18 protein-coding genes and 1 tRNA gene are annotated in these 21181 nt (G+C 69.0%); 12 read left to right on the forward strand and 7 right to left on the reverse strand.

The features are described from left to right. The first annotated feature begins 164 nt into the window (after positions 1-164). Genes WYM_RS14630 through WYM_RS14640 form a run of 3 tightly spaced genes read left to right on the forward strand, consistent with a single transcriptional unit; the run spans position 165 to position 1920 of the window. Entirely contained in the window at positions 165-380 is a 216-nt protein-coding gene (locus WYM_RS14630) for a hypothetical protein (protein WP_019181595.1), read from the forward strand. Between the two features lie 3 nt (positions 381-383). Beyond that, a complete protein-coding gene (gene recR / locus WYM_RS14635; protein WP_019181596.1) occupies positions 384-977 on the forward strand; it encodes a recombination mediator RecR in 594 nt (197 codons plus the stop codon). A 13-nt stretch (positions 978-990) separates the two neighbouring features. Beyond that, on the forward strand, positions 991-1920 hold the full coding sequence (locus tag WYM_RS14640) for a DMT family transporter (protein ID WP_019181597.1): 930 nt from the start codon (positions 991-993) through the stop codon (positions 1918-1920). 9 nt (positions 1921-1929) lie between these two features. On the opposite strand, the gene WYM_RS14645 is transcribed toward WYM_RS14640, so the two are convergent. Further along, the gene (locus tag WYM_RS14645) at positions 1930-2418 is read right to left on the reverse strand and encodes a hypothetical protein (protein WP_019181598.1); all 489 of its coding nucleotides are present in this window, start codon (positions 2416-2418) and stop codon (positions 1930-1932) included. A 304-nt stretch (positions 2419-2722) separates the two neighbouring features. Between WYM_RS14645 and WYM_RS14650 the strand changes: the two genes are divergently transcribed. The 7 genes from WYM_RS14650 (at position 2723) to galE (ending at position 11137) form a co-directional block, all read left to right on the forward strand. Next, the gene (locus WYM_RS14650) at positions 2723-4009 is read left to right on the forward strand and encodes an aspartate kinase (protein WP_026059837.1); all 1287 of its coding nucleotides are present in this window, start codon (positions 2723-2725) and stop codon (positions 4007-4009) included. A gap of 111 nt (positions 4010-4120) precedes the next feature. After that, a complete protein-coding gene (locus WYM_RS14655) occupies positions 4121-5191 on the forward strand; it encodes an aspartate-semialdehyde dehydrogenase (RefSeq protein ID WP_019181600.1) in 1071 nt (356 codons plus the stop codon). Positions 5192-5339: 148 nt separating this feature from the next. Further along, complete coding sequence (locus WYM_RS14660; RefSeq protein WP_026059838.1) at positions 5340-6815, forward strand: malate:quinone oxidoreductase; 1476 nt, start codon at positions 5340-5342, stop codon at positions 6813-6815. 20 nt (positions 6816-6835) lie between these two features. Further along, on the forward strand, positions 6836-7273 hold the full coding sequence (locus WYM_RS14665) for a pyrimidine dimer DNA glycosylase/endonuclease V (protein ID WP_019181602.1): 438 nt from the start codon (positions 6836-6838) through the stop codon (positions 7271-7273). Between the two features lie 9 nt (positions 7274-7282). Continuing rightward, a complete protein-coding gene (locus tag WYM_RS14670; RefSeq protein ID WP_019181603.1) occupies positions 7283-9337 on the forward strand; it encodes a DUF2207 domain-containing protein in 2055 nt (684 codons plus the stop codon). 55 nt (positions 9338-9392) lie between these two features. After that, positions 9393-10040, forward strand: a complete 648-nt coding sequence (locus WYM_RS14675; protein ID WP_019181604.1) for a thymidine kinase — start codon at positions 9393-9395, stop codon at positions 10038-10040. Between the two features lie 77 nt (positions 10041-10117). Next, positions 10118-11137 carry a UDP-glucose 4-epimerase GalE gene (galE, locus tag WYM_RS14680; protein WP_019181605.1) on the forward strand — a complete coding sequence of 340 codons (1020 nt, stop codon included), beginning with the start codon at positions 10118-10120 and terminating at the stop codon, positions 11135-11137. Between the two features lie 16 nt (positions 11138-11153). Here galE and WYM_RS14685 read toward each other — a convergent pair whose 3' ends face one another. Next, a complete protein-coding gene (locus WYM_RS14685) occupies positions 11154-11987 on the reverse strand; it encodes a DUF1295 domain-containing protein (RefSeq protein WP_019181606.1) in 834 nt (277 codons plus the stop codon). Between the two features lie 91 nt (positions 11988-12078). Here WYM_RS14685 and WYM_RS14690 point away from each other — a divergent pair, with 91 nt between their 5' ends. Together WYM_RS14690 and WYM_RS20390 are read left to right on the forward strand one after the other, a co-directional pair. Then, on the forward strand, positions 12079-12819 hold the full coding sequence (locus WYM_RS14690) for a FadR/GntR family transcriptional regulator (RefSeq protein ID WP_019181607.1): 741 nt from the start codon (positions 12079-12081) through the stop codon (positions 12817-12819). Between the two features lie 17 nt (positions 12820-12836). Next, entirely contained in the window at positions 12837-14225 is a 1389-nt protein-coding gene (locus WYM_RS20390) for an alpha-hydroxy acid oxidase (RefSeq protein WP_019181608.1), read from the forward strand. Between the two features lie 319 nt (positions 14226-14544). Here WYM_RS20390 and WYM_RS14700 read toward each other — a convergent pair whose 3' ends face one another. The 5 genes from WYM_RS14700 to WYM_RS14720 form a co-directional block, all read right to left on the reverse strand. Continuing rightward, positions 14545-15321: an HAD-IIB family hydrolase gene (locus tag WYM_RS14700; RefSeq protein WP_019181609.1), complete on the reverse strand. Its 777-nt coding sequence runs from the start codon at positions 15319-15321 to the stop codon at positions 14545-14547. A 69-nt stretch (positions 15322-15390) separates the two neighbouring features. Continuing rightward, positions 15391-15467: transfer RNA gene (locus WYM_RS14705), tRNA-Pro, on the reverse strand. Positions 15468-15484: 17 nt separating this feature from the next. Next, positions 15485-17320 carry a hypothetical protein gene (locus tag WYM_RS14710; protein ID WP_019181610.1) on the reverse strand — a complete coding sequence of 612 codons (1836 nt, stop codon included), beginning with the start codon at positions 17318-17320 and terminating at the stop codon, positions 15485-15487. A 106-nt stretch (positions 17321-17426) separates the two neighbouring features. Further along, positions 17427-18368 (reverse strand): metallophosphoesterase, encoded by a 942-nt coding sequence (locus WYM_RS14715; protein WP_019181611.1) that lies wholly within the window; start codon positions 18366-18368, stop codon positions 17427-17429. Then, complete coding sequence (locus WYM_RS14720) at positions 18368-21136, reverse strand: transglycosylase domain-containing protein (protein ID WP_019181612.1); 2769 nt, start codon at positions 21134-21136, stop codon at positions 18368-18370. Before WYM_RS14720 ends, WYM_RS14715 begins: the two co-directional genes overlap by 1 nt. Positions 21137-21181: the final 45 nt, after the last annotated feature.

Below are 21181 nucleotides of genomic sequence, written 5' to 3' on the forward strand. Positions count from 1 at the left end.
CCCCGACTATCCGAGCGACGCTGTCTCGCTCACCTCGAACGCTCCCGGCCAGTTCGCGGTCGACGACGAGCCCGAGGACGCCGCCGCCTCGTCCTCCGCCGTCCGTGTGGCGACACTCGCGCCCGTCCGCGAAGGTGAGGTGCTGACCCCCCGCCGAGGTGGCGGTGTCGCTCGACAGCGCCGACGACGACGAGCTCGATGTCGCCCCCGAGACCCAGGCCGACGCGCCGGTGCCGCCTACGGTCGCGCCCCCACTGACACCCGTGACCACCATGCGCACCGGTGGCGTGCAGCGGTACGGCGAAGCCGTGGTGCGTCAGATGCTCGGCGCGACGTTTCTGCGCGAGGAGCCCTACGAGCCGCCCACGAGGTTCAGCTAGACCATGTACGACGGCATCGTCCAAGACCTGATCGACGAATTCGGCCGGCTTCCGGGCATCGGACCCAAGTCGGCGCAGCGGATCGCGTTCCACATCCTGCAGACCCCTGGCTTCGATGTCTCGCATCTCGCCGAACTGCTGAGCGAGGTGCGCGAGAAGGTGCGCTTCTGCGAGGTGTGCGGCAACGTCACCGAGCAGGAGCGCTGCTCGATCTGCCGCGATCCGCGCCGCAACACCACCCTGATCTGCGTCGTCGAAGACGCCAAGGATGTCGCTGCGATCGAGCGGACCCGCGAGTTCCGCGGGCTCTACCACGTGCTCGGCGGCGCCATCAGCCCCATCGCCGGCATCGGTCCCGACGATCTCCGGATCACGCAGCTGATGCAGCGCCTCGCCGACGGCACCGTGCAGGAGGTCATCCTCGCCACGAATCCCAACCTCGAGGGCGAGGCGACGGCCACGTACCTGAGCCGCCTGCTGCACAGCCTCGAGATCTCGGTCACCCGTCTGGCCTCCGGTCTGCCTGTCGGCGGCGACCTCGAGTACGCCGACGAGGTGACCCTCGGCCGCGCCTTCGAGGGCCGACGGTCGATCTGACGGACGCCGCGTCGTGAACCCCGTCCAGCGCTTCGATGCCCGTGCGTGGCTGCTCTTCGCCGCGATGGCCATCCTGTGGGGCATCCCGTACCTGTTCATCAAACAGGCGGTCGACTCGTACTCGCCGGCTGCGGTGGTGGCCGGCCGCACGCTTCTGGGCGGCCTGATCCTGCTCCCGTTCGCGCTGCGTCAGAAGGCGCTGCGCCCGGCGCTGCCGAAGATCGGCTGGATCCTCGCCTTCGGCGCGATCGAGATGGCCGGCCCGTTCCTGCTGCTCGGCCACGCCGAGCAGACGCTGCCCTCGGGCCTCACCGGGCTGCTGGTGGCGACCGTGCCGCTGTTCGCGGCGATCATCGCCCTCGGCGGCGGTGACCGGTCGGTGCTGAAGCCGTCGCGCGCCATCGGGCTGGTCATAGGGTTCGCGGGCGTCGCGATCATCGTCGCAGGCCCGGGCCTCGCGATCGAGGGCGGCGGGGGACTGGTCGCGGTCGGCGAGGTGCTCCTCGTGGCGCTTCTTTATGCCATCGCACCGTTCGTGATCGCCACCAAGCTGCGCGACGTGCCGGCGCTCGGCACCATCACGCTGGCCCTCCTCGCCGTGGGGATCTTCTATCTGCCGATCGGCGCGCTCACCCAGCACGAGATGCCGACGCTCACGAGCACCATGGCGCTCGTGGCGCTGGCGGTGCTGTGCACCGCGGTGGCGTTCATCGTCTTCTTTGCGCTCATCGCGCGCGTGGGCCCCGTGCGGGCGCCGCTGTTCACCTACGTCAACCCGGTCGTGGCCATCGTCCTCGGTCTCATCGTGCTGGGAGAGCCGCTCACCCTCGGGCTGCTCTTCGGCTTCCCGCTGGTCATCCTCGGCTGCTGGCTCGCCGCCACCGGCGGCACCCTCCGGGTGCGCAAGACCGAGAGCGACCTGCCGCCGGTCGCGCCGGGATAGCCCCCGACGTCAGCGCAGTACCTCGACGAGCACGATCCACGAGATGAGCAGTGCGGCGATCACGGCGATGATGCAGCCCACCGCGAACCAGATCAGTCCGCTCGGCTGCTGAGCCACCAGCAAAGCGCCGCCGACGACATACGTGAGTGGAGCCGCGAAGCCGACTGCGGACTTTCCCCACCGCAGCCGATTGGCCGGGTGCCGGTTGCGGTAGATCTGGCGGGCGGCCTGGAACGGGAAGACGCCCGCGGCGATCGCGAGAAGGATCATCGCGATGCCGTACGCCGAGGCATCCAGTCCGGGGATCAATCCCACCGCCGCGCCGCTCAGTGCCAGAACCAGGCCCGCGATCCCGGCCGCCAGGCGGGCCGTGAGGGATTCCGCCTTGATGATGTCGCTGATGTTGACACTCGCCGCGACGATCACCAGACCCGCAAGCGCGGCCGTCGCGCCGACCATCGCCACATTGAATTCCGACCACGCCTCGATCAGCTCCATGGTCGGATGCTAGCGGGACAGCGTCGCGCCGAGCACACGCTCGGATCGGCAGGAGCGGGCCGCGCCGGCGACACGCGGGTCCCGGATGCCGCGGCCGTGTGTCGCCTCTGAGCGCCGTACCTGCGGATCCAAGACTGTGCGGCGGGGGATCGCGCGACCGCTCCCGCTCTGTCACATGGCCGTGGCCGCATAAGCGCGTCCGTAAGATGGATCCCTGGGTGAGCGTGCAAGCCATCGTCCGGCATCCGTTCGTCCATCCACCACTTACGCGTGCCGCGTGTGCGGCACCTCCGGGAGTCTGATCGTGGCGCTGATCGTCCAGAAGTACGGCGGGTCGTCGGTCGCGGATGCCGAGAGCATCAAGCGGGTCGCGAAGCGCATCGTCGACACGCGCCGAGCGGGCCACGACGTGGTCGTCGCGGTGAGCGCGATGGGCGACACCACGGATGAGCTGCTCGACCTCGCATCGCAGGTCGCCCCCATCCCCGCACCGCGCGAGCTCGACATGCTGCTCTCGAGCGGCGAGCGCATCTCGATGGCCCTCCTCGCGATGGCGATCCACTCGATGGGCTTCGAGGCGCGGTCGTTCACCGGCAGCCAGGCCGGCATGATCACGACCGCCGATCACGGCTCGGCGCGCATCGTCGACGTGACGCCGGTGCGGCTGCGCGAGGCGCTCGACGAAGGCGCGATCGTCATCGTCGCCGGCTTCCAGGGCTTCAACCGCGACACCCGTGACATCACCACGCTGGGTCGTGGCGGCTCCGACACGACCGCTGTCGCGCTGGCGGCGGCGCTGGACGCCGACGTGTGCGAGATCTACAGCGACGTCGACGGGATCTTCACCGCCGACCCGCGCGTCGTGCCCAAGGCCCGCAAGCTGAGTGTCGTCTCGGCGGAGGAGATGCTCGAGCTCGCTGCCAACGGCGCCAAGGTGCTGTACATCCGCGCGGTCGAGTACGCGCGTCGGCACGGCGTGCTGATCCACGCCCGCTCCACGTTCAGCTCGGGCGTGGGGACCTATGTACTCGGCCCGGGGATGAGCATCCCCGATGGCCAAGAGGGAGAAGAGATGGAAGAGCCGATCGTCGCCGGCGTCGCCACCGACCTGGGGCAGGCCAAGATCACCGTCACCGGCGTGCCCGACGTGCCGGGCAAGGCGGCCGAGATCTTCAAGGTCGTCGCGAAGTCCGGAGCCAATGTCGACATGATCGTGCAGAACGTGTCGGCGGCGACCACGGGCCGCACCGACATCTCCTTCACGGTCCCCAAGACCGACGCCGCGGTGGCGCTGAAGGCGCTCGCGGGGGACCAGGCCGAGATCGGCTTCGAGAATCTCGTCCACGACGATCAGATCGGCAAGCTGTCGGTGGTCGGCGCGGGCATGCGCACGCACTCCGGAGTCTCGGCCACCCTTTTCGAGGCGCTGAGCGTCTCGGGGGTCAACATCGAGATGATCTCGACATCCGAGATCCGCATCTCGGTGGTGGTGCGCGGTGACGATCTCGCCGAAGCCGCACGCGTGGTGCACCGGGCGTACGGACTCGACGGCGACGACGACGCCACCGTCTACGCCGGCACCGGCCGCTGAACTCCTGCTCCGGGCCGTAACGCGGACCGGACCATCGCGCGGCGACGGTAGAATCGGGCAAAACGTGCGTCCGACGGTGCCCGCGCGTCCGCTCCACGCTGAGGAAACATCATGGCTCGCATCTCCGATTCAGGACTCTCCGTCGCCGTCGTCGGCGCCACCGGCCAGGTCGGGACGGTCATGCGCGAGATCCTCGCCGAGCGCAACTTCCCGATCGGCGAACTGCGGCTCTTCGCCACCGCTCGTTCGGCCGGCACCGCCGTGGAGTTCGCCGGCCGCACCGTGATCATCGAGGACGTCGCGACCGCCGACCCGTCGGGCGTCGACATCGCGCTGTTCTCCGCCGGCGCCACGGGCAGCCGCGCGCACGCGCCCCGCTTCGCCGAGGCTGGTGCCGTCGTCATCGACAACTCCAGTGCCTGGCGCATGGACCCCGACGTGCCGCTGGTGGTCAGCGAGGTCAACCCCCACGCGATCGCAGAGGCGAAGAAGGGCATCGTCGCCAACCCGAACTGCACCACGATGGCCGCGATGCCGGTGCTCAAGGTGCTCGACACCGAGGCCGGTCTCGAGCGCCTGATCGTGTCGACGTATCAGGCCGTCTCGGGCTCGGGCCTCGCCGGCGCCCAGGAGCTGCTCGGTCAGATCGAGGCCGTGGTCGCACAGCCGAACGCCATCGACCTCGTGCGCGACGGCTCGGCGGTCGACTTCCCGCAGCCCGAGAAGTACGTGGCCCCGATCGCGTTCGACGTGATCCCCTTCGCCGGCAACCTCGTCGACGACGGCTTGAACGAGACCGACGAGGAGAAGAAGCTCCGCAACGAGAGCCGCAAGATCCTCGAGCTTCCCGACCTTCTCGTGGCCGGCACCTGCGTGCGCGTCCCCGTCTTCACCGGCCACTCGCTCTCGATCCACGCCGAGTTCGCGCGCGACATCACGCCCGAGCGCGCGCGGGACCTGCTGGCCTCGGCCCCGGGTGTGTCGCTGGAAGAGGTTCCCACCCCGCTGCAGGCGGCGGGGAACGACCCGAGCTACGTCGGGCGCATCCGCGCCGATCAGTCCGCGCCCGAGGGTAAGGGGCTGGTGCTGTTCATCTCAAACGACAACCTGCGCAAGGGCGCGGCGCTCAACGCCGTGCAGATCGCAGAAGTGGTCGCGGCGAACCTGGGCGCGACCGTCTGAGCTCGCCGCCCGCTTTCTCGTCGGGCAAGAAACCTGAGACTTTCGGCTCTGTCGAGGGCTGCCGGTCGGGGGTACTTTGCGGCACGAATAGAATCGACTGGTGACCGAAACGCCCTCCGACGCCCTGCCCCATCCCGACGACAGCGATCTGCCCAGCGGCACGGTGGACGTTCTCCTCATCGGCGGCGGGATCATGAGCGCGACGCTCGGCACGCTGCTCCAGGAGCTGCAGCCCGATCTGAAGATCGCGGTCTTCGAGCGACTGAGCGACGTCGCGCTGGAGAGCTCGAACGCCTGGAACAACGCCGGCACCGGCCACGCCGCCCTGTGCGAGCTGAACTACACCCCGGAGGGCAAGGACGGCGTCGTCGACGCCACGAAGGCGATCTCGATCAACGAGCAGTTCCAGCAGAGCCGTCAGCTGTGGTCGTCGCTCGTGGAGAAGGGCGTCCTCGACGCCCCGTCCACGTTCATCAACTCCACGCCGCACATGACGTTCGTCCGTGGTGAGAAGGATGTCGCCTTCCTCAAGAAGCGCTACGAGGCGTTGAAGGACCAGCCGCTGTTCGCGGGCATCCAGTACAGCGAAGACTCGCGCGTGATCAATCAGTGGGCTCCGCTTCTCATGAAGAAGCGCCGCAGGGGAGAGCCCTTCGCGGCGACCCGGGTGCCGGCGGGCACCGACGTCGACTTCGGCGCGCTGACGCGTCAGCTGTTCGCCCACCTCGCCGAGAACGGCGCCGATGTGCGCACGAACACCGAGGTTCGTCGCCTGAAACGCCTTGAGGACGGCTCCTGGCGTGTCCGGTACCGCCGGACGATCGGCCGCTCGCCGGGCGAGATCCGCGCGAAGTTCGTGTTCGTCGGCGCCGGCGGGTGGGCGCTGAAGCTGCTGCAGCGCTCGGGCATCCCCGAGATCTCGGGTTACGGCGTGTTCCCGATCGGCGGGCAGTTCCTCAAGACCTCCAATCCAGCGGTCGTCGCTCAGCACAAGGCGAAGGTGTACTCGCAGGCGTCGGTCGGGGCTCCGCCCATGTCGGTGCCGCATCTGGACACCCGCGTCGTCGACGGCGAGGCATCCCTGCTGTTCGGCCCGTTCGCCACGTTCAGTCCCAAGTTCCTCAAGAACGGCTCGATGCTCGATCTCGTGACGCAGGTCCGTGCGCACAATCTGGGTCCGATGCTGAAAGTCGCCGTCGACAACCCGAGTCTCATCACCTACCTGGTGGGTGAGCTGCTGAAGAACCACAAGAAGAAGGTCGACAGCCTGCGCATGTTCGTGCCGACCGCGAAGGACGAGGACTGGGAGCTCATCCAGGCCGGCCAGCGCGCACAGGTCATGAAGAAGGACCCCAAGAAGGGTGGCATCCTGCAGTTCGGCACCGAGGTGGTCACCGGCGCCGACGGCACGATCGCCGGTCTGCTGGGTGCATCGCCCGGGGCGTCGACGGCCGCGTCGATCATGCTCGGCCTGCTGAAGACGTGCTTCCCCGACCGCATCGAGTCGTGGGAGCCGCGCCTGCGCGAGCTGATCCCGAGCTACGGCGAGACGCTGAACCCGCGCCCCGAGGTGGCGCAGGACGTGCTCACCGAGACCGCGGAGACCCTCGCCCTCACGGCTTAGGCGCAGACGGGCTGCCGTTCGTGAGACTGTGGTCGCTGCATCCGTCGATCCTTGATCGTGCCGCTCTCGTCGCGTGCTGGCGCGAAGGGCTCCTGGCGCAGCGGGTGCTCACCGGAACGACGCGCGGGTACACCAAGCATCCTCAGCTGGAGCGCTTCCGAGCCTCGACAGAGCCGCTCGACGCGGTCGGTCATTACCTGATGAGCCTGCGCGCCGAAGCGGTGCGGCGCGGGTACGCCTTCGACGCGACGCGCGTGATGAGACCGGATGCCGCGGCCCCCGGCATCCCCGTCACCACCGGTCAGCTCGCCTTCGAGCTGGAGCACCTGCGGGCCAAAGTCGGTGTGCGCGATCCCGGCTGGCTGCCGCGGCTGCCGACACTCGCCACGGCCTCGCCGAGTCTGCTCGAAGTGCCGGGCGCGGTCGAGTCGTGGGAGCGCGCCACTCCGGCCCCCTAGGGTGGGGGCATGCGGGCTCGGCTCTCCTGGCGCACGTGGGCGGTCGTGGCCGCTCTGATCGTCGCCGTCACGGTGGGCGGCGCCGTGGCCGTCTCGCGCAGCGCGGGTCCGGCGGGCGGAGTCTCATCGCCCGGGATCGCCGCGCGCGACGACGCATGGGGTGCCGCGGCGGCCCTGGGAGCCGTGGGGTCCGTCGACGACTTCTCGTACGACTCCTTCGAGGCGGAGTACTGGCTCGGGCGCGGCCCGGGTGGCCGGAGCGAGCTCTTCACGACCGAGACGCTCGTCGCGCGATTCCCCGAGTCCGATCAGAACAGGGGCATCGTGCGGTGGCTGCCGAAGGCGGATTCGGGCATCGCGCACGACACGAGGGTCGTCAGCGTCACCGACGCCGGGGGAGCTCCCATTCCGTGGTGGACCGAGGAGGACGACGAATTCGTCTACGTGCTCACCGGTGACGACAGCTACGTCCGCGGCCGCCAGACCTACGTGATCTCCTACACGATGAGCGATGTCGTACTGCGCTACGACGACACGGGCGCCGACGAGTTCTACTGGGACACCGTGGGCACCGACCACGCGCAGCCGTTCGGTGAGGTCCGCGCGAACGTCCGGGTGCTCGGTGACGCGGCAGACGGCATCCTGGCCGACCGGGTGTTCTGCTACACCGGCCCGGCGGGATCCACCGAGCGCTGCGATATCCGGGAGGTTGCCGCGGACGGCCCGCCCGACGACGTCCTTGCGTGGGCGCTCAGTCGTGGGATCACCGGGGCTGCTGAGAGGCAGCTCGCGTTCGCGGCCGCCGATTCTGGCCTCGGCGCCGACGAGAACGTCACCGTCGCTCTCGGGTTCGTCCCGGGCACCTTCGCCGCCCTCACGCCTCCGCCCCCGCCCCCGTACCCATGGTGGGAGTGGATCCTGCCGGTGCTCGGACTGGTGGCCGGTGTCGGCGGTTCCGTCTTCCTGCTCGTCGCGAGGACGTTGCTGCGGCGCAACCCCGACCGCTCACCCGTCATCGTGCAGTACAGTCCACCCGTGGACGAGTCGCCGACGCTGTCGGCCGGTGTCCTCGGCGTGCCCGCGAAGGCCCTCGCCGCGCACGTCGTGGACCTGGCGGTGAGGGACAGAGTCGAGATCACGGCGACGGGGAAGCGTGCCGACGCCGACGACTTCGCCGTCGTGCTCCGCGACGAGTCAGGGCTGGAGCACGATGACCGGCGGATCGTCACGACTCTGTTCGGGAAGGATGCCGCACCCGGGGACCGCGTGGACCTCGGAGTCTTCGCGAAGAAGCCCCCGATTCGCGCCGTGACCTACGTCCGCCGCATCGAAGACTCCGCGGTTGACCGCGGCTACCGCAGCAAGACGCCGCAGTGGGTCGGCAGCGTCCGCGGCCTGATGCAGTTCGGCGGGTTCGCCGTCGCGATCCTGCTGACCTTCTTCGTCGACGCCATGCCGTCCGTCCTGTCCGATCTGGACGCACTCGGCGGGTGGATCTACGCCCTCGCCATCGTGAGCGCCTTCGGCGCCTTCATCGTGCTGCCGTTCGTCAGGCTGCCCCGCACGACCCTCACGCTCGCCGGTGGAGTGCACCTCACCTACCTCCACGGCATCCGCGAGTATCTCTCTCTCGCCGAGGAGGAGCGCCTGCGCGTCGCCCAGGGACCACGGTCGGCCGACCTCGTGTCGGCCGGGCGCCGGCCTTTCGGAGACCAGCCGAACGCTCCCGGCGCCGACGTCGTCAATCTCTACGAGAGACTCCTGCCCTACGCGGTGCTGCTCGGCATGCAGCAGGCGTGGGTCGCGGTCATCCGCGCGGCGCAGCCGGCCGCCGAGGCGGGCCTGCCGGCAGCGAGGCTCGCGCTGTTCGACTCGGTGACGTCGGATTCCCTGTCCGAGGCGTCCTCGTCGATCGGTCGGCTCGCCGTGACCCCCGTGTCGCGGGGAAGCTCGTCGAACTCGTCCGGCTCCTCGTTCTCGAGCAGCTGGTCGTCGTCGGGCGGCTCCTCCGGCGGCGGGTTCTCTGGGGGCGGTGGCGGCGGAGGCGGATTCGGCGGCCGCTGATCGGGGGAGGGCCGGGAGCGGAAGCGCATGACCGCTCACGCACTACGCTCGATCCGTGGCCAAGCTCTACTTCCGCTACGGGGCGATGAACTCCGGAAAGTCGACGTCCCTCCTTCAGGCCGCGTACAACTACGAGGAGCGCGGGCAGCATGTGCTGCTGGCCAAGCCGGCGATCGACACGAAAGGCGCGGGACGCATCGACAGCCGTCTCGGAATGTCGCGTGATGTCGACTTCCTGATCGGTCCCGATGACGATCTTCGCGCCCTGTTCGCAGAGCATCGCGCACGCGTGAAGCGGGATGCCGCGACCACCCTCGTGCCGGAGTCGGACGAGCACGAGGTCGACGTCGCCTGCCTCCTGATCGACGAGGCGCAGTTCCTCACCAGCGAGCAGGTCGACGACCTCTTGCGCATCGTGGTGCTGGACGGCGTTCCGGTCCTCGCCTACGGCATCCGCACCGACTTCCAGACCCAGGCGTTTCCCGGATCGGCGCGCCTGATGGAGCTCGCCCACTCCCTCGAGGAGCTCAAGACCATCTGCCGGTGCGGCCGCAAGGCGCTCTTCAACGCGCGGCTGGTGGGCGGGCGGTTCGTCTTCGAGGGCGACCAGGTGGCGATCGACGAGCTCAGCAGCGACCGCGTGACGTACGAGTCGCTGTGCGCAGAGGACTACCTGCGCGAATCGGGTGGGCGCCTGCGCTGACCTCTCCGGTCAGCGGGGGTCACCTCGGTGGCCCGTCATGCGTCATGACCGACACGCGCTCGTTCTAGGCTGGAGTCATGCGCGTTCTCCTCGCCGGCGGCGCCGGTTACATCGGCGCCCACACGGCCGTCGCCCTTCTCGAAGCCGGGCACGACGTCCTCGTCGTCGACGACCTCTCGAACTCCTCCGCCGAGGCCGTGGCGCGGGTGGAGCAGCTGACGGGTGCGAAGATCCCGTTCCTGGCCGCCGACGCGCGCGACGTCGATGCGCTCACCGCCTTCGTGCGCACGCATGCGCCCGTCGACGCGGTGATCCACTTCGCCGGGCTCAAGGCCGTCGGTGAGTCGGTGGCCGAGCCGGTGCGCTACTACGACGTCAACATCGGCACCTCGATCGCGATCCTGAAACTGATGGCGGCCGAGGGCATCCCGACGATCGTGTTCTCGAGTTCTGCGACCGTCTACGGCGCTCCGGAGACGCTGCCGCTGTCGGAGGAGTCGCCCACCGGCATCGACCTGACGAACCCGTACGGCAAGACCAAGCGCATGATCGAAGAGATCCTGAAGGATGCCGCGGCCGCCGACCCGGCTCTGCGCGCGGTGAGCCTGCGGTACTTCAACCCGGTCGGCGCTCACCCCAGCGGCCGGATCGGCGAGGATCCTGCCGGCGTGCCCAACAACCTGATGCCGTACGTGGCTCGCGTCGCTGTCGGGGCACTCGACCGCGTCGGCGTGTTCGGCGACGACTATGACACCCCCGACGGGACGGGTCAGCGCGACTACATCCATGTGCTGGACCTCGCAGCCGGTCACGTCGCGGCGCTCGAGCACGCTCGCGAAGGGTACGAGATCTACAACCTCGGCACCGGTACGCCGGTGACGGTCCTCGAGCTCATCGCGGCCTTCGAACGAGCAGCCGGCAAGAAGATTCCGCGCGAGATCCTGCCCCGCCGGGCAGGCGACGTCGCGGCTTCGTACTGCGACCCGTCCAAGGCGCAGCGCGAACTCGGATGGACGGCCACGCGCACCATCGATGAAGCGTGCCGTGACTCGTGGAACTGGCAGTCGAACAACCCGAACGGCTACGCCCGGGCCTGATCGGGGCGAAGACCTCTCACGCCGTCTTGGGCGCCTTGGACCGTCGACGCCGGGGGAGAGGAAGCAGCATCGACACGGTCCGCTGATAGGCGGCGTAGGCCGGATACTTCGAGGCGGTGATCGACTCGGTGAAGATCGTCGAGCCGATGAACAGCAGCGTCAGCAACGCGGCGCCGACGATCGTCCAGTTGAGCCATCCGCCGCCGCCGGTCACGAGCGCCGTCGCACCTATCGCGTAGAACACCCACCACTGCGCCTGCTCGAACAAGAAATTCGGGTGGCGGCTGTAGGCGAACAGACCCGTGGTGACGAACCCGGGCTCGAGCGTCCCTCCCGCGGCGTTCTTCGCCTGATGGAAGTTCCACTGCTGCTGGTCGGCGACCCACTCGCCGACCAGGAACGCGGCGAAGAGCGCCGAGAACGCGGCATCCCATCCCGTGAAGGGCGTCGGATGCTGCCACCCGATGTACGCCGGAAGCGTGATGAGCACGAGCAGCGCGTTCTGGTAGAGGACGATGAAGAAGAGGTTGAAGAGCTGGAACTGCCACGGCTTCATCCGGCCGCGCAGGACTGCCCAGCGATAGTCCTCCATGCCGGTGTACCCGCCCTTGCGGGCGAAGTTGAAGGTGAGCCGTGCGCCCCACGCGGTGACGAGGAGCGCCATGACGACGAGTCGCGCCGCGTCTTCGCCTGCGATGAGCGCGGCGATGGCGAAGATCCACACGTAGACGACCGGGACGATGGACCAGAGCCGGTCGACCCACGAGGTGTCTTCCGTGACGAGCGATGCGATCCAGCAGAAGGCGCAGGCGACGCCGGCGACGCCGAGGACGATGACGAGGGGGTCCATGCGCTCAGGCTAGCGTTTGATTGTGGTCAGACCACACGGTATCGTGGTCTGACCACATGGATCGATGAGGAGACCCGTGGCACAGACTTCGATGACGCCCGCCGCCGCGGAATCGGCGACGCCGCCGACGACCGCGCGCGCCTGGCGCGTGGTGCTCGAGAAGATCGAGACCGACCTTCTGGACGGCACTCTGCAGCCGGGCGACCGACTGCCCCCGGAGCGCGAGCTCGCCTCGACACTCGGCGTCGGCCGATCCAGCGTGCGCGAGGCGCTGCGTGTGCTCGAGGTGATGGGCCTCATCCGCACCGGCACCGGCTCGGGTCCGACCTCCGGAGCGATGATCATCGCGACTCCGAACGGCGGCATGTCGGCACTCCTGCGCCTGCAGGTGGCGGCCCAGGGCTTTCCGCTCGACGACGTCGTCGCCACACGTCTCGTGCTCGAATCCGCTGTCGTCGAAGCGCTGGCTGCGGATCCGGACCGCGACACCGACGATGCTCGCGCCGTCCTCGACGCGATGGAGGCGACCGATCTCACGCCCGCCGAGTTCCTCGCACTCGATGCGCAGCTGCACCTGGCTCTCGCCGAGGCCTCGGGCAATGTCGTGATCGCGGCGACGATGGCGGGCCTGCGCACCGCCATCGAGTCGTACGTCCAAGCGGGAGCCGAGCGCATCACCGATTGGGATGCGACCGCCTCGCGTCTGCGCCACGAGCACCGCGCGATCCTCGATGCCGTCGAGAGCGGCGAGATCGACCGCGCCCGCACCCTCGTGCGGAGCCACATCACCGGCTACTACGCCCATGCGGGCCTCGCTCGCACTTCCGTCTGAACCCGAAAGGCACATCCATGGTCACGCGTCAGCTGCCCAAGCCCGCCGAGCTCCTCGAGCTCATGCAGTTCAAGAAGCCCGAGCTCAACGGCCGCAAGCGCCGCCTCGACGCGGCGCTCACGATCTACGATCTCCGTTCGATCGCGAAGCGCCGCACGCCCAAGGCCGCGTTCGACTACACCGACGGCGCCGCCGAAGGTGAGCTGTCGCTCGCTCGCGCGCGCCAGGCGTTCGAGGACGTCGAGTTCCACCCGAGCATTCTGCGCCCGGCCGAGCGGGTCGACATGTCGACCGAGATCCTCGGCGGGCCGTCAGCACTGCCCTTCGGCATCGCGCCGACCGGGTTCACTCGGCTGATGCAGACCGAGGGTGAGAGCGCGGGCGCTGCTGCCGCCGGTGCCGCCGGCATCCCATTCACCCTCTCGACTCTCGGGACGACGTCGATCGAGGACGTGCGGAAGGCCAACCCGAACGGACGGAACTGGTTCCAGCTCTACGTCATGCGCGACCGCGAGGTCTCGTACGCGCTGACGCGCCGCGCCGCCGAAGCGGGCTTCGACACCCTGCAGTTCACCGTCGACACGCCGGTCGCCGGCGCGCGTCTGCGCGACAAGCGCAACGGCTTCTCGATCCCCCCGCAGCTGACTCTCGGCACGATCATCAACGCCATCCCACGCCCGTGGTGGTGGTACGACTTCCTCACGACGCCCAAGCTCGAGTTCGCGTCGCTGTCGACGACCGGCGGCACCGTGGGCGAGCTGCTGAACGCCGCGATGGACCCGACCATCAGCTACGACGACCTCGACGTCATCCGCGAGATCTGGCCCGGCAAGATCGTCGTCAAGGGCGTCCAGAACGTCGAGGACTCCAAGCGGCTCATCGACGCCGGGGTCGACGGCATCATCCTGTCGAACCACGGCGGCCGCCAGCTCGACCGTGCGCCGATCCCGTTCCGCCTGCTGCCGGAGGTGGTGCGCGAGGTCGGCAAGGACGCCACCGTCATGGTCGACACCGGCATCATGAACGGCGCCGACATCGTCGCGTCGATCGCGCTGGGCGCGAAGTTCACTCTCATCGGCCGCGCGTACCTCTACGGCCTGATGGCGGGCGGGCGGGAGGGCGTGGATCGCACGATCGCGATCCTGCGCACCGAGATCGAGCGCACGATGCAGCTGCTGGGAGTCGCGTCGTTGGCCGAGCTCGAGCCGAAGCACGTCACACAGCTCACCCGGCTCATGCCGCTCGCCGGCGCCCCCGCCGACGCGGTCGGCGGCGGTGCGCCACGTGTGCGCGCGGTGTCGGATTCACCGGTCCGCGGCGCGAAGGCGTCGGGGGATGCGGAGGCCGCAGCATCCCGCCCCGCGAAGCCCGCGGCGCCGCGCGCCAAGGCTTCTGCCAAGAGCTGATCCGCAAGTCCGACCTCCCGAGCCACCCGTTGCTTCCGGCGTCGCCCGTTGCTGCCGGCGTCGCCCGGGTGCTCGGGGGTCAGGTCCTGCGGGTTTGCGGCGGGTGTTCCCGCGCGATGTGCCCCATGGGTCTCGGGGCGGGGGAGTGCCGGGTGCTCGGGGGTCAGGTCCTGTGGGTTTGCGGCGCGTGTTCCCGCGCGAACTACCCCCTGAGCGTGAGGGTGGCTGAGGGCGGTGCTCGGGGGTCAGGTCCTGCGGGTTTGCGGCGCGTGTTCCCGCGCAACCAGTACCCGGACCCGGGCCGCGTGCGATGGGAGCGTCAGACGCGGACGGGAAGGCTCGGGATGAGCTGCTCGAGGTAGGCGGCGGTGTCTTCCCAGCCCTCGACCGCGTGGCACGTCACGCCCATCGCGAGAACCGGGTAGTCGTTGCCGTCGGGATCGAGACGGTCGCCGATGAACAGCATGTCGTCGAGTGCGATGCCGGTCTGCTCGGCGAGCTGCCGCATGCCGTAGGCCTTGTCGATGCCCTGCTCGGTGATGTCGACCGACGTCGACCCGCCGGAGCGCACCTCGAGGTCGGGAAGCTGCGCCGCGACGGCGGCGCGGAGGGTGTTCTTCTTCTCGCCGGTCGGGTCCCAGGCGGTCTTGATGGCGACGGGGGCCTGCTGGCCGAGCGCCGAGAAGGTGATCTGCGAACCGCGATCCTCGAGGATGTCCCCCCAGGTCTCGGCCTCCCACAGACCCAGTCGGCGCGCTTCGCCCTCGACGGCGGCGAGTGCGCGGGACTTCTGGTCATCGGTCAGCGAGCGCTTGTAGACAGTGACGATGCCGTCGTCCGAGAGGCGGTAGTACTGCGTGCCGCAGGTCGGCAGGAGGTGCATCCGCGCGAGCGCGGATGACGAGGCATCCGGCAGTCGATCGACGACCTGCGCGGTGAACTGCGCGAGCTGGCCGCCGGAGATGATCGCCACCTCGACGCGTTCGGCCAGCGCGAGGAGAAGGTCACCGATGCGCGGGTCGATAGGGCTCTTCGAGGGAGCCAGCGTGTCATCGAGGTCGAACGCCACGAGGCGAGGCGGGATGCTGCCTGTCATCGGTCTCCGGTCTCTCAGGGCGGTCCTGCGATGAGAAAGGCTCCGCCGGTGGGGCGGAGCCTTTCTCTGTGGTCGGGGTGACAGGATTTGAACCTGCGGCCTCTTCGTCCCGAACGAAGCGCGCTACCAAGCTGCGCCACACCCCGTCGACAACCCCACGAGTCTACCCGATCTTGGGGCGTGCTCCGAACCGGGGACGTCGCGTCGCCGCGAAGGAGATGCCCGCCGTGAGCAGCCCGACCGCCACCGCGGCGGGCGCGCGCATCGAGTCGAACGAGGCGCCCGTGGCCGCCAACGCCGGCGGCTGCTCGCTCGGAGCGGGTGGAACCGTCGCCTCGACGACGCGCGAGGTCTCGTTCTCGATGCCGCAGATTCCGACGTGGACGAGGTCGCCCGCCGAGTCGAGCGCACGCTCCTGCCAGTAGTAGGTCCCGGCGGTGTCGACCACCGGCGAGGTCACGCTGTAGGTGCCGGCGGCAGACACCTCGACCGGTGCGCTCTCCCAGATGAGGTTCTCGAGGACGCACGTGTCGTCCGCCGGCACACTGTCGACCGCCCGATACAGCGCAGAGGTGATGCGCAGCCCGTCAGAGGGGACGCCGCCAGTGACGTTGATCGTGTCGCTGAGGGTCTCGCCAGCGGCGGCCACGGGCTGCGCAGTGGTCGATATCGCCGGGACGATGGCGACCTGGCTGCGTGCGCCGAATTGCTCGGTCCAGACGGTATCGGCTCCGCTGTGCCGCGATACCGCGTCGGACTGGTCGGCGCCACGGACGGTCCACACGGCGGTGTAGAAGCCGGGCTTCGCCATTTCCCACGACGAGGTCACCGTGTACGGCGCTGTCGGGCCGGTTCCGGCGTCCGTGGTGACCTCCAGCGTGCCCGCCTGCTCAGCGTCGGTGGGCAGTGGGTCGCCGGGAGCGGGTTCCCGGTCAGTGCGGTAGACCGTTGCACCGGCTGAGACGGGAAGGTACGAGCCGTCCTCCGCTCGCGGCCAGCTTCCGTCAGCGGGCCTGAACGTCACCTCGTCGATGTAGGGCCCCCCGGTCGCGTAACGCGCGGCGACCTGGGTCGTCATCGTCGGGGCGAACGGCGGCACGCGCGGTGAGGTGTCCGCTCCCGCGACGTCGAACTCGAGGGCGCCTGCGGGCCCGGCTGTATCCTGCCCGCCCGGGGTCGTGTAGTGACGGACGGCGGCCGTGAAGCCTGCGGAGAACCGCCCGGTGCCGCTCACCGAATACGGACGGCCCTCGGCCGGTGGTATCGCGATGATGGTGTACTCCGGGCCGGGCGTCACGCCCTCTCGCGTGGGGGAGCCGGTGTCGGCGAAGACCGCGTTCGTCAGGGTGATCGTCCCGGTCGCCGAGGCTGTGCTGGCGTCGACCCGGACGCTGCCGGAGCGGTGGTCCGCGGCATCCGTCGTGAATGCGAGGCTGCCGGTCGGAGTTTGTGAGCTGCCACCTGCGCGGGTCGCCTCGTCGTAGAAGGCGACGGCGCGCTCCTGCACCGCGCGACTGTGCTCGGGCGCGAGCGCGGAGAAGGTCCAGTGGATGGCCCCGGCGAGAGAGTCGCCCTGGTAGCCGAAGGCGTGCAATGTCTCTTCCCAGTGGGCGATGGCCTTCACCGCCCACCCGACGGCCGCCGCCTGGACGGGATCGTCGGTCTGGCCGTAGGTCGTCACGAGCAGGTTGATTCCTGTGAGCTGCTGGGGCGAGAGACCTGCGGCGGTTCCGCTGACACCATGGTCGGTGCTCGCGCCGGTCGGGGCCGGCGCACCGGGGGTGATGCAGTACGTGTGCACCCCGTCGACGAGCATCGAGCCGTGCCAGCCATACGTCGAGATGGGCGCCCACGTGCCGAAGCCGGCGCCCTGGGCGGCTGCGTGAGCGGGAGCAGCGAAGGCGACGCCGCCGGCGACGACTGCCAGGGCGGCGGCGCCCGCGACGAGCGATGCCAGGAGAAAGCGGACGGAACGGCGGTGAGACGTGGTGATCGGCACGTTCTCGATCCTGCGGGACCTCGGGGGATCGGAACGGCGGATCAGATCGATCTGTGAGCTCGACGGGTTGCGGCGCTCCTGGGGAGGAACCGGCGCAGCCGGGCGCTTACGACCGTGCCGTGAGGGTGAGGAGGGATGCCTCGGGTCGGCACGCGAAGCGGACCGGGGCGTAGATCGAGTGCCCGAGTCCGGCGCTGACGTTGAGCGGCACGGTCCGGCTGTCGGCGCTCCACGTGCTGAGGCCCCGGGCCTGCTTCAGCGGGATGTCGCAGTTGGCCACCAGGGCGCCCAAACCCGGAACCCGCACCTGCCCGCCGTGCGTGTGGCCCGCCAGGATCGCGTCGGCACCGAGGTCGATGAATCGATCGAGCACGCGGCGGTAGGGCGCGTGAGTCACTCCAAGAGTCAGGTCGGCGGGCCCGCTGTCGCGCAGTCCCTGCAGCAGTTCGGGCAGCACATCGAGCCGGTCCCACCCGCGATGGGCATCGCTGACGCCGAACGCGTCGATTCGCAGCCCGCCGGCTTCCACCGTCCCGACCGCGTTGTTGAGATCGAGCCAGCCGAGCTCGTCGGACAGGTAGCTGTCGAGCGGCTCGGTGTCGATGGGCTCAGCGGTGTGCCTGATCTTCGAGGGCCCCGTGAAGTACTTCAGCGGGTTCCGGGGGGAGGGAGCCGTGTGGTCGTTCGAGCCGTGCACGAACACCCCCGGGACGCCGCGCAGCGGGTCGAACGCCGCGCGCAACCCGCGCAGCCCGAGAGCGTGGCCCATGTTGTCGCCGGTGTTGACGATCAGATCCGGCTGGAGCTCGGCCAGCGCGGCGATCCACTGCTGCTTGCGTCGCTGCCACGGCGCCATGTGCGCATCGGACAGATGCAGGACGCGGATCGGCGCCGAGCCGCGCGGAAGCACGGCCACGTCATGGAAGCGGACGGTGAACAGATAGCGCTCGATCCCGACGCCCCACACCCCAGCGGCGGCGCCCACCGCCCCCGCCACGCCGAGCGTGGTGAGGGCGGCGCGCGTCGCGTGACTTGCGCCCGCCGGCACTAGTCGTCGTCGCCGTTGTCGTTGCCGCGGCCGCAGTTCGCGGCCGCGTAGTCGATGGTGATCGCGGAGTTGCGGTTCGTGACAGTGCCCGCGCCGGGGCTGGTGCCGGTGGCCCGTGGCTGTGCTGCCGCGGGGTCCTCGGTACACGTGCCCTCGGTGACGTTGCCGAAGCCGGCGCTGCGAAGCGCGGCCACTGCGTCGTTCACGGACTGGCCCGCGATATTCGGCACCGTACCGCCCTGGCCGTTGCTCGGATTGATCGTGACGGTTGCGCCGCCCGCGACCCTACCCGCACCAGGACTCTGAGCTCCGACGACACCTTCGGGCTGATCCGACTCGACAGGGTCGCCCACCACAACGTCGAACCCGGCGCTGACCAGTTCCTGCTGCGCCTGATCCACAGGCTTGCCTACGACGTTCGGAAGGTCGGTCAGAATCTGGCGCGACAGGTTCGCGTCGCGTTCGGGGAACCGCTCACCGGGATAGAGCTCGTTGGCAACGCGCTGAACGCGCTTGGCGAGCTGGTAGCGCTTGTTGTTCTGACCGAAGTCGAAGACGCTCTGCTGGCCCTCGTAGTTGCCGACCCAGGCGGCCGTCGCCACTTTGGTGCTCGACTCGATGAGCCACGTCTGAAGCTCCTGGTGCGTGCCCGTCTTGCCGATGAGCGGCGTGCCGTCGAAGGGATTGCCGTCGCGTCCAGTGCCGCCGCCCGCCATGACTCCTTGCAGGGCGTATGCAGCCGTCGCCGCCACCTCGGGCGAGATCACCTGCGAGCACGTGCGCTCGGGGCGGGGAAGCTCGACACCGTCGGAGTCGGTGACGCGGTCGATGGCCTGAGGCTGGCAGTACACGCCCTTGTTCGCGACCGTCGCATATGCGCCCGCCATCGCCAGCGGCGAGACCTCGTCGGAGCCGATGACCTGGTTGGGTCCCTGCATGACGATCTCGTTCCCGTTTCCGTTCGTCACGCCCATCCGCGTGGCCACCTTGCCGATGTCGCAGAGATCGAGTTCGGCGGCCATGGCGACGAAGCCCGAGTTCAGCGACGATGCGGTGAACGTCGCCGGAGTGCCGTTCCCGCCGGAGACCCGTCCGAAGTTTCCGGGCTTCCAGTTGCCGGCGTTGACATAGGTGCCGCCGTTATAGCAGCTGTCGGTGAAGCGCTTGATGACGCGATCTCGTCCGTTGAGCACTTGGTTCACCGACTTGCCCTGTTCAAGCCAATCGATCAGCGTGAAGAGCTTGAATGTCGAGCCCGCGTTGAACCCGTCCGAGTGACCGAACTTCCTGTCACCGGCGAAGACCAGCGACGAGTAGCCCGGCACACCGGCGAGGGCGGCGTCTTCGCTGAAGGTCGTGTTCTGAGCGATTGCCAGGATGCGGCCGCTGGTCGCCTCGACACTCACGATCGCCGATCCCAGATTCATGCCGTCGACGGCAGCAGGGACGTTGTCGGCCATGGCTGCCTGTGCCTCGCCCTGAACCCGGGGGTCGAGGGTCGTGTAGACGTTGAGCCCGCCGCGCCGCAGGGTGTCCGCCCGATCGTCGGCCGTCTCCCCGAAGGCCGGGTCATTGAGGATGACGTCCTTCACGTACTGGCAGAAGTAGGCAGCGCCACCCGCGTTGACACAGCCCGTCTTGGGCTCCTGGATCGCCGGCGTGATCGGCCACACGGCCGCTTCGACGTACTGCTCGCGAGTGATCTTGCCGTCTTCGAGCATGCGGCTGATGACGTACAGCTGGCGCACCTTGGTGGAGGTGTAGCCGTCAGCAGCCGCGAGGTGCTGCTCGGGCGTGATCTCGCCAGACGCGAGGAGATCATCGAGGACAGTGATGTTCGCGCCCTCGTCGATGATGCCGTCAGGGGCCTTGTTGAAAGCTGTCCCGTCGGCCGCGAAGATCGATCCGCCGGGCTTGTCGATGCGGTAGTTGTTCGGGTTCTGCACCATTCCGGCGAGCGTGGCCGCTTGTGCGACGGTGAGGTTCGCTGCGGTCGTGCTGAAGTATCGACGAGCCGCGGCCTCGATGCCGTAGGTGATCCCGCCGAAGTTTCCGATGTTCAGGTAGCCGAGCAGGATGTCGTTCTTCGAGTACTTCTGCTCGAGGGCGATGGCGTACCGCATCTCCTGCAGCTTGCGGGTATAGCCGTCCGGGCCCTCCGCCGTGGTCGCTTCGACCCAGCAGTTTCGCAGTGCCTGATCCCGGGTGACCTTGACGATCGGCTGTCCGGTCGCCTCGTCGAGCACCGGCTCGCCCGCGTCGTCGGTTTCGAGCTCCGCCTCGGCGTTCTGCTCGCACTTCTGGATGAGGACGTTCTTCACGTACTGCTGGCTGATCGTCGATCCGCCCTGCGTCGCAGCATCGCCCTGTGCGTTGGAGAGCACCGCACGGGTGGTTCCGATCAGGTCCACCCCGCCGTGCTGGTAGTAGCGCGGGTCCTCACTGGAGAGGAGTGCGTCGTACATGACGGGCGAGATCTGGTCGAACTCGACCGGCGTGCGGTCCTGCTCGAGGAACTGCGTCAGCAGCACCGGTTCGCCCGTTGCGGGGTCGGTGGCGTAGAAGTTGCTCGGCAGCATGAGCTTGTCGATTTCGAGGACGCTCGGAAGGTTGTCGAACATCGTGATCGCCCGCTCGGCTGCGGTGCCGGTGATGGCGACTGCGGGAGTGACCGTCGCGGCGATGAGGACACCCGCGACTGCGCTGAGGCCGACGAGGCCGGCGAGACCGCCGAGCACACCGGTGGCCGTGCGTTTGGTATCAGGCATAGGCTTGATCGTAGGGGAGATACCTGGGCGATTCCCTGACGGACG

Origin of the sequence: Microbacterium yannicii PS01 (assembly GCF_000304335.1) — a bacterium.
GTDB lineage: Bacteria > Actinomycetota > Actinomycetes > Actinomycetales > Microbacteriaceae > Microbacterium > Microbacterium yannicii_A.